This is a genomic window from Salinivibrio sp. KP-1 (assembly GCF_000968645.1).
In the GTDB taxonomy this organism is placed as follows: domain Bacteria; phylum Pseudomonadota; class Gammaproteobacteria; order Enterobacterales; family Vibrionaceae; genus Salinivibrio; species Salinivibrio siamensis.
Map to the genome: position 1 here is coordinate 59,660 of NZ_LAQR01000003.1, position 12,802 is coordinate 72,461.

Genomic DNA, 12,802 nt, shown 5'->3' on the forward strand with positions numbered 1-12,802 from the left:
TGACTCGCTTGGTCTAGTCTCAAAGAAGGTTTGATCGCATTAAGGACTGGCAATGCAAAAACATTTGGTAATTCTGCTCTGGTTAGTGTTTCCGATCATCAGCCAAGCCGCGCCCAAAGCGGATTACTGGGCAATGTGGGATGCCCATAACCCTGACAGCCAAGCCACGTTTACCCATCACAGCTGGCAAGTGTTACTCGATAAGTATTTGCAATCTCAGGGGCAGCACACCTTATTTAACTATGCCGCGGTCACGGATAACGACAAAGCAACCCTCGACCATTACATTGACATGCTCACCGCGCGCGACCCACGTACCCTGACCAAAGACGAGCAATACGCGTATTGGGTTAACCTCTATAATGCGGTCACGGTAAAACTGATTATCGCCGACTACCCGGTCCGTTCCATCACCAAACTCGGTGGGCTATTTAGCTTTGGCCCTTGGGATGATGAAGTGGTTACCGTCGCTGGCGAGCCGCTCACTTTAAACGATATCGAACACCGGATTTTACGCCCGCTTTGGCAAGATCCGCGTACCCACTATGCGGTCAACTGTGCCAGCCTTGGCTGCCCTAATCTTCAGCCACAAGCCTTTCAAGCAAGTGCACTTGATGCACAGCTCGAGCACGCCGCCTATACCTTCATTAACAGTGATAAAGGCGTGAGTCAGCAAGGGGGAAAATGGCAACTTTCCTCAATTTATGAATGGTTTGAAGCTGACTTTGGTGGCGATAAGCAAGGCGTGATCGCTCACATAAACCAGTATCGCGATATTCCATTGCCACAAGAGGCAACATTGGAATACGACTACAACTGGGACCTTAACCAACTCGGCAACTAAAAGGCTTGGTTAACCCTAAGCCAATCAGTACAATACCACCGTACTCATTGGGGAGCCTCACGGCTGAGATTGCGCACTGCGCTAGACCCATCGAACCTGATCCAGCTAACACTGGCGTAGGGATTGAGACTTGATGTTGCCATCAACTTGCCTCAACACCCACGCCCAACTTAGGAGCGTGCTGTGAAAGTTTTTACCTCTGTTCTCACTCTGGTTTCTTTATCGCTATTATCACTCGGCGCCCGCGCCGCGGACCCGCTTACTGTCTATACCTATGACTCCTTTATTGCTGAATGGGGGCCGGGGCCTAAAATTAAAGCGAAATTTGAACAGCAATGCGATTGCCAACTTGAGTTTGTGTCTCTCGACGATGGGGCCGCCTTACTTAATCGCCTGCGCATTGAAGGAGAAACCACCCAAGCCGATATCGTACTCGGTATGGATACCAACTTAATGAAAGAAGCCGAGCGCAGTGGGATTGTTGCCGAGCACGCGGTCAATACCGAGCGCCTGCAAGTGCCTGGCGGGTGGGATAACAAATACTTTATCCCTTACGATTACGGCTATTTTGCCTTTGTGTATGACACTACTCGTTTGCTCGACCCACCCAAAAGCCTCAAAGCCTTGATTGAGGAGCGCGATGACATCAGTGTGATTTACCAAGATCCGCGCGTATCAACGGTCGGCCAGGGGCTAATGCTTTGGATCCAAAAAGTGTACGGCGATAATAATCAACAAGCATGGCGCGATCTTGCCGATAACACGATCACTGTGACCAAAGGCTGGACCGAGGCTTACAACATGTTCCTCAATAAAGAAGCGGACATGGTGCTCTCTTACACCACCTCGCCGGCTTACCACTTAGTGGCCGATGAAGACGATCGCTTTGCCGCCGCCATGTTTGAAGAGGGGCACTATATGCAAATCGAAGTCGCCGCTAAATCAGCCTATACCGATCAGCCGGAACGTGCGGATGCGTTTTTACAATTTATGCTCAGTGATGCGGCACAGTCGGTGATCCCAACCACTCAGTGGATGTATCCGGTCACCGATGTCAACTTGCCTGATGCCTTCTACACCTTGGACAAACCGCAAGAGAGCTTGCTGTATCAGCCTGATGAAGTGATGGGCAATCGCCAGCAATGGGTGCGTGACTGGCAAACCGCGCTGGTTGAATAGCCAAGATGCTCAACCCTTCTCGAACCTGGCCGGGCAGTATTGCGGCCAGCTTGGTCGTGGCTTTGATTGGCAGCGCACTCTGGGCGTTATTCTCTCACAGCCACGATTTGTCACTTGCCTCCTTATGGCAAGATACCTACTTGCGTCATGTCACCTACTTTAGTTTTAAACAGGCCGCGTTATCCGTTGTACTTAGCGTTGGGCTAGCAGTGCCAGTCGCTCATGCGCTGTCTCGCCGACAATTTCCAGCAAAGGCATGGCTGCTGAAGTTATTCGCCATGACCTTGGTGCTGCCGGTCTTGGTGGGAGTATTTGGACTGGTTGCTATCTATGGCCGTAGTGGCTGGATTGCACAAGCTTTCGCGCACTTCGATGCGGCTATGCCGTTTTCTATTTATGGCTTAAGTGGCATTTTACTCGCCCATGTGTTTTTTAATCTCCCTTTTTCCGCCCAATTAATGGTGCAAGCCTTAGAGGGGATCCCAGCCGATCAACGCCGTCTTGCTACCCAGCTAGGGCTCAAAGGCTGGCAACGTTTTAAGCACCTAGAATGGCCGTATCTACGCCAAAGCTTGCCTCATATCGTGGGGCTAGTATTTATGTTGTGCTTTACCAGCTTCGCGACTGTCATGGCACTGGGCGGCGGGCCGAAAGCGACGACCATCGAGCTGGCCATTTACCAAGCCATTCATTTTGATTTCGATTTACAAACGGGTGCTGTCCTCGCGCTGTGGCAAATGCTGCTATGCGGGGCCATCGCATTTACCGTGCAAACCTTGACGCGCCCGCTGCCGAGCACACCCAGTGAAGTGCTGCCGCTTCCTGCATCTTTGGATAGCCGTGCGGCCAAGTGTTGGGACGGCCTTTGGATTGGCCTCGTTTTGCTATTGGTGTTACCACCACTGGGCGTGGTGATTGCACGCGGGTTGAACCCCAGCGCATTAGCGGTGCTCGGCGATAGCGCATTGTGGCAAGCAACTCTGCACTCGCTGTTCATTGCCACGGGCGCTACCACCTTTGCTTTTGTGTTAGCCGTGGCGGTGATCTTAGCCAGTCGGCACTGGCGCTTACATGGACGAAAAAAACAGGCGGATGGGATAGAAACGCTCGGTGCCATCATCCTGGTAGTGCCAAGTATCGTGCTCAGTACCGGGCTTTTTTTGCTGTTTCGCCAGTTTAGTAACGTATTCAGCTTAGCGCTGTGGCTGGTAATGACAGTGAACGCCCTAATGGCGCTGCCTTATCTTATCAAGGTCTTGAGTGCCCCCGCCTTCCAGCTCGCTCAGTCATACCATAACTTGTGCGCCACCTTAGGCGTCAGAGGCATCACGCGTTTACGTCTGATTGAGTGGGACTGTTTACGTGCACCTATTGCGCGCGGTGTCGCGGTGAGTTTTGTGTTATCCATGGGCGATCTCAGTGCCATCTCCTTATTTGGTAGTCAAAACTTTCAAACCCTGCCCCTGTATTTGTTTCGCTTAATGGGCAGTTACCAAATGGAAGCGGGCGCCGCCGCGGCGATGCTATTACTGCTCACCAGCTTGGGGTGTTATGCCCTACTGACGCGCCTTATCCAATGGAGACACGCATGTTAACGCTTTCCGATGTTCAGTATAGTTACCAACAAGATTGGATGACCTTTGATGCCCATATCGCCCCTGGAGAGATTGTGGCCGTGCTCGGGCCTAGCGGGGCAGGCAAAAGCACCTTACTATCACTGATTGCCGGGTTGATTGCCCCTGATAGTGGCGAGATTGCTATTGATGGTAAGCCAGTGACAACAACCCCCGCCCACCAGCGGCCACTGTCTATCTTGTTCCAAGAGCATAATGTCTTTACCCATTTGTCGGTGTTCGACAATATGGCGATTGGCTTATCACCATCACTGAAACTCACCGCTACCCAACGGGAAAACATTGAACAGGCAGCGCAATCGGTCGGCTTAAGCGACTATCTCTCTCGCCTGCCCGGCCAATTGTCAGGCGGGCAACGACAACGTATCGCACTGGGTAGAAGCATCGCACGCAACCAACCTTTATTGCTGCTCGATGAGCCCTTCTCCGCACTCGATCCCGCGCTAAAAAAAGACATGCTGATGCTAGTTAAGCGTACCGCCCAAGCGCAAGGCACTACCGTGGTGATGGTCACCCACCACCCTGAAGATGCTCAAGCCATTGCCTCTCAGTTTCTTTATCTCGATGATGGAAAAGTCTGTCTTCACCGTCCGGTTGAGGTGCTCAATCATCCACCCGCGATGATGCAAGGTTACATGGGCACCGCTGACGATTCGTTCCGGGTGGCATCCCCCTGATAGGCTTCTATACTAAGGAAAACACGGAAGAATCCAAGGAGGCGCCTTGTGGCCGCCAGCAGCATCCAGATCCTCGACTCGATTGTCGACTTTACCGCTAAAACGGAAGTCGATGCGATTACTAAAAGCTTGCTGACCTCAATTACCGAGCTTACCCCAGTGAGTGAAGTGGTGCTGCTTGATTACTGCGCCGATATGCAGCCTGCCTTCACGGTATTAGGCACCAATGACAACAGCGCTTTTCAGCAAGAGAACATCCATCAAATTGACGCGCTGCTTGCAGAATGCCTAGCGACACAAGCGGTGACTCAACACCATACCAATGATCATGTATTGATTGCTGTCCCCATTTATTACGAAAAAGAAGAAGGTGTGAACGGTGTTTTATGCGGCCGCGCCACAGATCTCAGCCAGGAACAACGTGCTCTAGTGGCAGGATTGACGCGTATTTACGAGAACTATCAGCAGATTATCATGGCCAGCGAGCGTGACAGTTTCACCAGCTTATTTAATCGCAAAGTCCTCTCTAAAAAGCTGGATCTTATTTGTGATCGCCTAGCACAAAGCGAGGCGACATCAGATAGTGACTCCGACAGCTCGCTCTCACCTTGGGTGTGTATTTTCGATGTTGATCACTTTAAGCAAATCAATGATAACTTTGGTCATGTATTTGGTGACGAGGTCATCTTGTTACTGGCTTCATTGATGCGCCAGACCTTCTCGTCACAAGACACCTTGTTCCGGTATGGCGGCGATGAATTTGTGGTGCTGTTTCAGCCCTGCTCGCGGGCGATGGCAGAGCAAAAAGCCAACACCTTTATTGCTAATGTCAACGCTCGAGATTTTGGTGCCGCTCAGACCGTGACTATTTCCATGGGCGCGACACGGATTGAACGTGGACAACTCAGTACCAGCACCATCTTAGGCAATGCGGATCAAGCGCTCTATCACGCCAAACAAAACGGCCGTAACCAAGTCGCTTTTTATGATGACTTACTGCAATCTGGGGTGATAAAAACCTTTGTCGCCGAGGACGATGTTGAATTGTTTTAGCTCATGGAGAAAGGTGGCGGCTTGATGACCACCACCTGATATCCACTACAAATTCTCTTCGGCAAATTCAGCCAACCGACTACGCACCACGCCATTGAGGTATACGCACGCACTGCCCTCAAAGTTTTTAAACCGCTCGACAATGTAAGTTAGCCCTGATGTTACTGGGGTTAAATACGAAGAATCAATTTGCGCTAAGTTCCCCGAGCACACCAGCTTGGTTCCCTCCCCACATCGGGTGATAATGGTTTTAAGCTGAGAGGCAGTCAGGTTTTGGCACTCATCCAAAATGACAAACGCGTTTTGAATCGAACGACCACGCATAAAGTTAATCGATTTAAACTGTAGATTGGCTTTCTCCATGATGTACCGCATCGAGCCATCAGTGCACTCGTCATGCATGTGCAACGCTTCTAGCGTGTCGGTGACGGCCCCAAGCCAAGGCAACATTTTCTCTTCTTCAGTGCCCGGTAAAAAGCCGATCGACTCGCCAATATCTGGGGTATTGCGGGTCACGATAATCTTGTCATACATCCCTTTTTCGACCACTTGTTCAAGGGCCGCTGCCATCGCCAGAATGGTTTTACCACAGCCCGCCGGACCGGTGAGGATCGCCAAGTCAATGCTCGGATCCAGCAACGCATCCATTGCCATGCCTTGGTAGATATTTTTCGGTTTCACATCCCACGCGGCGCGATGCATCAATCGCTCTCGGCTCAGATCTTTAATCACCGCTTTATCGCCATCAATGGCTTGCACTCGCGCAGCAAAATCGTCACTGTCATCCAACAGGTATTGATTAACAAACGGGGTATCGAGGAGCTCTGACGGCAACGTATGTAGGGTCTCTGTGCCATAGGCTTGACTATTGCACTCCCCCACTTTATCCCAAAAGCTACCTTCAAATTGGTGGAAACCCTTGGTCAACAATCGTACATCATCAATCAACTGGTCGGTGCGATAATCCTCCACATGCATCACCCCCGCCCCTTTAGCGCGCAGACGCATATTGATGTCTTTGGTCACCAACACCACTTTACGTGGCGAGCGTTTGGTTTGTAGATATAACACCGCATTGAGTATTCGGTTATCACCCGCTTTATCCGCGAAGGCATGGACCGTTTCTTTGATCTCAAAATCAGCGAGAATCGATACCGTGCCAGTGGCATCCCCTTTGCCAACGGCAATACCCTCGCCAATTTCGTCAGGAGTAGCCTCTTTAAAAATATCTTCCAAGGCGCGGATCGCCACACGCGCATCCCGTGAGACATCACGCTTGCTGTCTTTGATGCGGTCAAGTTCTTCGAGGACAGTCATGGGGATCACGACATCGTGTTCTTGGAAAGAGTAAATCGAGAAAGGCTCGTGGAGGAGAATATTAGTATCAAGTACAAACAGCTTCCGGTCGGCGTCGCCCATAGGCACCTCCTGTGTCGGCAGTTCACTGTCGGTGACAGCGCTTAAAATAAGCGTAGACCTGGCCGTTGGGATGCGCCCAACTTGTTTTACTGCGCCAGCTCACGCTTTTATCTTTGCCGCCCATTAATGACGTTTGTATGTCAGCGTGACCTTTGATGCGATTCGTTGAGTTTCATCGTGACCCTCCTCACAAGTTCGAGTACTATTGGCGGCCAATTTTTTCAGTGCCACACTGAATAGCAGAGTATTTAAACGACGCTGTATTGAATGGCGTCGCGTCTTTCGACAATCGAGTTAATTCAGAGGTTTTCCCCTATGTCATTTGCGCTTGGACAACGTTGGATCAGTGATACGGAACATGATCTTGGACTCGGCACTGTGGTGTCCGTTGATGGCCGTACCGTGACCCTAATGTTTCCTGCTAGTGATGAAACACGGCTGTATGCCAGCCATGATGCGCCCGTGACTCGGGTGATGTTCAATCCCGGCGATGAGGTGGAAAGTCACGAAGGCTGGACCATGACCGTCTCACGCGTTGAGGAAAACGATGGGGTATTAACCTATTACGGCCAGCGTTCCGACACAGGGGAAGATGAGGTCGCACTGCGTGAGATCTTACTCAGCCACCAAATTCGCTTTAACAAGCCGCAAGACAAACTGTTTGCAGGCCAACTCGATCGTATGGACCGTTTTGCCCTGCGTTATCGCGCTCTGACCAACCAATATCAGCAATTGCGCAGCCCGCTACGCGGCTTAACTGGTATGCGTGCTGGCCTGATCCCCCATCAGCTTTATATTGCCCATGAAGTCGGTCGTCGTCATGCTCCACGCGTGCTGCTCGCCGACGAAGTGGGGTTGGGGAAAACCATTGAGGCAGGAATGATTATCCACCAGCAGGTGCTGGCTGGCCGTGCGGAACGTGTGCTGATTGTGGTACCCGAAACCCTGCAGCACCAGTGGCTGGTGGAGATGATGCGCCGCTTTAATCTGCATTTCTCCATTTTCGATGAAGAGCGCTGTGTCGAGGCTTTTGCCGACGCCCCCAACCCCTTTGATACCCAACAGTTGGTATTGTGCTCACTCGAGTTTCTGCGCAAAAACCGCCGCCGGGTGGAACAAGTCTGTGATACCCACTGGGATCTACTGGTGGTTGACGAAGCCCATCACTTAACTTGGACGCCGGAGGCACCGAGTCGAGAATATCAAATCGTTGAGAGCATTGCCGAACATACGCCGGGCGTGTTGCTACTTACCGCCACGCCAGAGCAACTGGGCCAACAAAGCCATTTTGCTCGCTTGCGCCTGCTCGACCCCGACCGTTTCTATGATTACGACGTCTTTGTCGAAGAAGCACAACAATACGCGCCCGTGGCTGAGGCCGTTGAGGCGCTGCTGAGTGATACCCCACTGACCGACGCGGCACAAGCTGGGATACGTCAGCTATTGCAACACGAAGATCTGTCAGCACGTTTAGCCCAAGTGCACAGTGATAACGCAGAAGAGAACGCTCAGGCGCGCCAACAATTGATTGATGATCTTATGGACCGTCACGGCACCGGGCGTGTGTTATTTCGCAATACCCGAGCGGCAATCAGTGGCTTCCCCAGCCGCCAACTGCGTATGCACCCACTCGCGCTACCCAGTCAATATCAAACTGCCATGCGAGTCGCTGGCATGATGGGTAGCACCGACTCAAGCGAACAAAAGGCCGTGCAAAACCTATACCCAGAAGATATCTATCAACAGTTTGAAGGGGATAGCGCGAGCTGGTGGGGCTTTGATCCACGTATTGACTGGCTGCTGGATTACTTAAAGGCCCATCGCAGCGAGAAGGTGCTGATTATTTGCTCGCGGGCGCAAACCGCACTGACTCTGGAGCAAGCACTGCGTGAGCGCGAAGGCATTCGCGGTACCGTATTCCATGAAGGCATGTCGATTGTCGAGCGTGACAAAGCCGCGGCTTACTTTGCCCAAGAGGACGGGGGCGCTCAGGTCTTGATCTGCTCGGAAATTGGCTCTGAGGGGCGCAACTTCCAGTTTGCTCATCAGCTGGTAATGTTCGACTTACCGATGAATCCCGACTTACTCGAGCAGCGTATTGGCCGCCTTGACCGTATTGGCCAGACGCAAGATATTGCCATTCATGTCCCGTACCTTGAAGGCACCGCGCAAACCATTTTGGCGCGCTGGTATCACGAAGGCTTGGACGCGTTTGAAGATACTTGCCCCACGGGCCGAGCGGTGTTTGAACAATACGGCGAGACCCTCCTGGCCTTGTTGGCCGCCAACCAACAAGATGATGCGCTGACGACCCTTATTCACGACAGTGCCACCATGAACCAACGGCTAAAAGCGGAAATGGAGCAAGGCCGCGATAAACTGCTAGAAATGCACTCTCACGGTGGGGAAGCCGCCAACCAACTGGCAAACACCATTGCTGAGCAGGATGGCGATACCAACTTAGTCACCTTTACCTTGGGGCTGTTTGATACTATCGGTGTCAATCAAGATGACAAAGGGGAAAATGCCTTGGTGGTCAAACCGTCTGAACACATGATGGTGCCCAGCTACCCAGGGCTGCCTGCCGACGGCTGTACCATCACCTTTGACCGCGATACCGCATTGAGTCGCGAAGATGTCCAGTTTGTGTCTTGGGAGCACCCCATTGTTCGCGGCGGCATTGATTTGCTGCTGAGCGAAAACATCGGCACCACCGCGGTATCACTGCTTAAAAACAAGTCACTGCCGGTCGGCACGCTGTTTGTCGAGCTTATCTACACCATTGACGCCCAAGCTCCGAAATCGAGCGGTATCCACCGCTTTTTACCGCAAACACCCGTGCGACTGTTGCTTGATGCCAATGGCAATGATCTGTCCGCCAACGTCGAGTTTGAAAGCTTCCATCGTCAACTGAGCCCTGTTAACCGTCATCTCGGCAGTAAAATGGTCAACTCAGTACAAAGCCAGATCCACAAACTGATTGAGAGCAGTGAGCCACTGGCAGAAAAAGCCCTCGGTGAGATCCAAACCCGGGCGCTCCAAGAAATGGAAACCGAGCTCCAACAAGCCTTAGCGCGTTTAGAGGCGCTGAAAACGGTCAATCCGAATATTCGTGATGATGAGCTAGACGCATTACGCGAGCAGATAAGCACCTTGTCGCACCATATTCAGCACGCACAAATTGAACTCGATGCGCTGCGCCTTGTTGTGGTTAGCCACCAATAAACCAAAGTGAGACGGGGCCCGGCGGCCCCGATAAACCCTATGGCAATGACTGAATACCATCCACCGACAGACCCTTGGTTAGACATCCTCTATCAAGATGCGGATCTGGTGGTGATCAACAAACCCAGTGGTCTACTGGCCAACCCTGGTCGCAATCCCGAGCATTACGACAGCGCATGGTCACGCGTGAAAGCCGCGTTTCCCTCCGCCGAGCTGGTTCACCGCTTAGACATGTCCACCTCAGGGGTGATGGCCTTTGCCGCCCATAAAGAAGCAGAGCGCAACCTTAAAGCGCAGTTTCGCGACCGCGTCCCTACCAAACTCTATTATGCGGAAGTGTGGGGACAACCCGACAGCCATGACGGCATCATTGACTTGCCGCTGATTTGTGACTGGCCCAACCGCCCGCGTCAGAAAGTGTGCTTTGAACATGGCAAGCCATCACAAACCCACTACCGTTGCTTGCAAGCCTCACCATCTACCTGTTTGATGGCTCTGTACCCGTTGACGGGACGCTCGCACCAACTGCGTGTGCATATGCAGTCTTTAGGGCACAGCATTGTCGGCGATGAATTTTATGCCTGCCCGGACGCGCTCGCCTATACCCATCGACTGCACCTCCATGCAGCCGAACTCAGCCTGCTGCATCCAGCCACCGGTGAAACGCTCCATTTTCAGGCTCCCTGTGATTTTTACCCCACGATGCCCGACAACCGCTTGGCCAATGAGTATCAATTGGCCGTACCACTTGCGAGCACAACAACGGATTCACAGGCCAGCTAGCTGAAACCATTGCACAACATCGCGATATCTCGCACCCTAGAGCCATGGATTGAGACTCGGAGATCAACATGGCTCAGCACGACCCCGTCAATATCGTCTTTCTCGACCGCAACACTATCCCAGCGCATATTGTCCTGCCCACGCCCCAGCATCCACATCACTGGCAAGCCTACGGTGAAACGCAACCCAGCGATGTGATCGCGCGCTTACAAGACGCTGATGTCGCTATTACCAACAAGGTGGTGATCGATGAGACGGTGCTTACCGCCTGCCCGAAACTCAAACTGATTGCGGTGGCCGCAACAGGGGTAAACAATGTCGACTTGGCGGCCTGCCAAGCGCATGGTGTACAAGTATGCAATGTGCAAGGCTATGCCACTCAGTCGGTGCCTGAGCATGTCATTGCCATGATTTTTGCCCTCAAGCGCCAGCTCCTCGGCTATCACCAAGATGTCCAAAATGGCGAATGGCAAAAGCAAGGACAGTTCTGCTTTTTCACCCACCCTATTGGCAGTGTGGCCGGCAGTACATTGGGGATCATTGGAAAAGGTGCATTGGGCGAGGCCGTCGCACAACTTGCGCGCGCAGTAGGAATGAAGGTGGTTTTCGCCGAGCACCGTGGTGCACAGGCATGCCGACCTGGTTATCTGCCTTTTGAACACGTGCTATGCCAAGCAGATGTGCTCTCCTTACATTGCCCACTCACCGATAACACCCATCATCTTATCGACCAAGACACGCTGGCGTTGATGCCAGAGAATGCCATATTGATCAACACCGGACGTGGCGGCTTAGTCAACGAGACCGCGCTGCTACACGCGCTAGAAACGGGTCAAATTGGCGGTGCTGGATTGGATGTACTGAGTGAAGAGCCGGCACCTAACACTCACCCGCTGATCGCCGCATCATTGCCTAACCTGCTGGTCACCCCTCATATCGCATGGGGCGCAGATGAAGCGGTTAACCGTCTCGCCAACCAACTGGTGGATAACATTGATGGCTTTTTAAGCGGATCGCCGCAACATACACTGGTTGACTAACGCACAAGCCCGCTACATATCGCGGGCTTTTTTCACCACATCGTAGGCTTTTTGGATCTCTTGCGCCTTTTCTTTGGCAAGCTCCATCATTTCTGGCGGCAAGCCTTTTGCCATCAATTTATCGGGATGATGCTCATTCATCAGCTTACGGTAGGCTTTTTTCACCTCCTGAGAGGAAGCCGACGCATCAACACCCAGCACATCATAGGCATCATCAATCTCACTTTGCCGTGGTGGTGCGCCCGGCCCATCGGTTTGATGCTGCCAGCCGCCTTGATAACCTTGGCTAAAGCGAAACGCGGCTTCTTGCATCCGTAACCGTTGCTCCAGTTGCTGCGGCGAAAAACCCAGTTTCTCAGCAATCACATAAAGTAGTTCGCGCTCTTTAGGATGTAGCTCGCCGTCAGCAAACGCCGCTTGTATTTGCATTTCCAGAAAGACACGCGACAAATCACGCTGCCCTTGGCTCAAAGCACGAATGCCGTTGAGGGTTTCATCCAGCGGAAAATCACTGTCTTTCCCCTCACGGAATGCCTGCTGAGCCAACTGCCTGGCTTCACCTTGCAGCTGCATTCTGTCCATAAATAAGCTGGCGAGACGAATTTCATCCTGTGTCACCTGCCCTTTGGCTTTGGCGATATGTCCCATCACGGCAAAGGTACCGTGAAAAAAAACACGTTGTGCTTGTGGGCCTTGGGCACCAAAACCGCCGAAACGCGCGCGCTGTTTCGCTTTATCAAACTGATGACCCAAGAAAAGGCCAAGAAGAAAACCGATTGGGCCTCCCAACAATGTGCCGAGAATTGCACCAATTACCTTGCCATTTAGTCGCATGCCATGGTCTCATTGCTAGTTTCACACCCTGAACATTTACAGGTGATGCCGGGCGTAAATTGATTTATGATAATCGCATTTTGCAGCCAAAGCATACTGATGCGTTGCCTTCGT

Annotated in this window: 10 protein-coding genes and 1 riboswitch; of the genes, 8 read left to right on the plus strand and 2 right to left on the minus strand. The window is 52.2% G+C overall.

What is annotated here, in order from left to right; translation table 11 throughout:
* The first annotated feature begins 52 nt into the window (after positions 1-52).
* The 5 genes from WN56_RS06530 (at position 53) to WN56_RS06550 (ending at position 5,387) form a co-directional block, all read left to right on the plus strand.
* Positions 53-844: a DUF547 domain-containing protein gene (locus tag WN56_RS06530; RefSeq protein ID WP_046074265.1), complete on the plus strand. Its 792-nt coding sequence runs from the start codon at positions 53-55 to the stop codon at positions 842-844.
* 38 nt (positions 845-882) lie between these two features.
* A riboswitch (TPP riboswitch) is annotated at positions 883-984 on the plus strand.
* A gap of 43 nt (positions 985-1,027) precedes the next feature.
* Positions 1,028-2,023, plus strand: coding sequence for a thiamine ABC transporter substrate binding subunit (gene thiB, locus WN56_RS06535; protein WP_046074266.1), 996 nt, complete (start codon positions 1,028-1,030; stop codon positions 2,021-2,023).
* A gap of 5 nt (positions 2,024-2,028) precedes the next feature.
* A complete protein-coding gene (thiP, locus tag WN56_RS06540) occupies positions 2,029-3,618 on the plus strand; it encodes a thiamine/thiamine pyrophosphate ABC transporter permease (protein ID WP_046074267.1) in 1,590 nt (529 codons plus the stop codon).
* Positions 3,612-4,334 carry a thiamine ABC transporter ATP-binding protein gene (gene thiQ, locus WN56_RS06545; protein WP_046074268.1) on the plus strand — a complete coding sequence of 241 codons (723 nt, stop codon included), beginning with the start codon at positions 3,612-3,614 and terminating at the stop codon, positions 4,332-4,334. Before thiP ends, thiQ begins: the two co-directional genes overlap by 7 nt.
* Before the next feature lie 48 nt (positions 4,335-4,382).
* Positions 4,383-5,387: a GGDEF domain-containing protein gene (locus WN56_RS06550; protein ID WP_046074269.1), complete on the plus strand. Its 1,005-nt coding sequence runs from the start codon at positions 4,383-4,385 to the stop codon at positions 5,385-5,387.
* Positions 5,388-5,432: 45 nt separating this feature from the next.
* Here WN56_RS06550 and WN56_RS06555 read toward each other — a convergent pair whose 3' ends face one another.
* Positions 5,433-6,806 (minus strand): PhoH family protein, encoded by a 1,374-nt coding sequence (locus WN56_RS06555; protein WP_046074270.1) that lies wholly within the window; start codon positions 6,804-6,806, stop codon positions 5,433-5,435.
* Positions 6,807-7,121: 315 nt separating this feature from the next.
* On the opposite strand from WN56_RS06555, the gene rapA reads away from it, so the two are divergent.
* The 3 genes from rapA (at position 7,122) to WN56_RS06570 (ending at position 11,854) form a co-directional block, all read left to right on the plus strand.
* The gene (gene rapA, locus WN56_RS06560) at positions 7,122-10,031 is read left to right on the plus strand and encodes an RNA polymerase-associated protein RapA (protein ID WP_046074271.1); all 2,910 of its coding nucleotides are present in this window, start codon (positions 7,122-7,124) and stop codon (positions 10,029-10,031) included.
* 39 nt (positions 10,032-10,070) lie between these two features.
* Positions 10,071-10,814 (plus strand): bifunctional tRNA pseudouridine(32) synthase/23S rRNA pseudouridine(746) synthase RluA, encoded by a 744-nt coding sequence (gene rluA / locus WN56_RS06565; RefSeq protein ID WP_046074272.1) that lies wholly within the window; start codon positions 10,071-10,073, stop codon positions 10,812-10,814.
* Between the two features lie 68 nt (positions 10,815-10,882).
* Positions 10,883-11,854, plus strand: a complete 972-nt coding sequence (locus WN56_RS06570) for a D-2-hydroxyacid dehydrogenase (RefSeq protein ID WP_046074273.1) — start codon at positions 10,883-10,885, stop codon at positions 11,852-11,854.
* A gap of 12 nt (positions 11,855-11,866) precedes the next feature.
* On the opposite strand, the gene djlA is transcribed toward WN56_RS06570, so the two are convergent.
* Entirely contained in the window at positions 11,867-12,688 is an 822-nt protein-coding gene (gene djlA, locus WN56_RS06575; protein WP_046074274.1) for a co-chaperone DjlA, read from the minus strand.
* Between the last annotated feature and the right edge of the window lie 114 nt (positions 12,689-12,802).

Bases quoted from the DNA above. Each gene is read 5' to 3' on its own strand.
- thiP (WP_046074267.1), top strand. From the start codon at position 2,029: ATGCTCAACCCTTCTCGAACCTGGCCGGGCAGTATTGCGGCCAGCTTG.
- rluA (WP_046074272.1), top strand. From the start codon at position 10,071: ATGGCAATGACTGAATACCATCCACCGACAGACCCTTGGTTAGACATC.
- thiQ (WP_046074268.1), top strand. From the start codon at position 3,612: ATGTTAACGCTTTCCGATGTTCAGTATAGTTACCAACAAGATTGGATG.
- djlA (WP_046074274.1), bottom strand. From the start codon at position 12,688: ATGCGACTAAATGGCAAGGTAATTGGTGCAATTCTCGGCACATTGTTG.
- WN56_RS06530 (WP_046074265.1), top strand. From the start codon at position 53: ATGCAAAAACATTTGGTAATTCTGCTCTGGTTAGTGTTTCCGATCATC.
- WN56_RS06570 (WP_046074273.1), top strand. From the start codon at position 10,883: ATGGCTCAGCACGACCCCGTCAATATCGTCTTTCTCGACCGCAACACT.
- rapA (WP_046074271.1), top strand. From the start codon at position 7,122: ATGTCATTTGCGCTTGGACAACGTTGGATCAGTGATACGGAACATGAT.
- WN56_RS06555 (WP_046074270.1), bottom strand. From the start codon at position 6,806: ATGGGCGACGCCGACCGGAAGCTGTTTGTACTTGATACTAATATTCTC.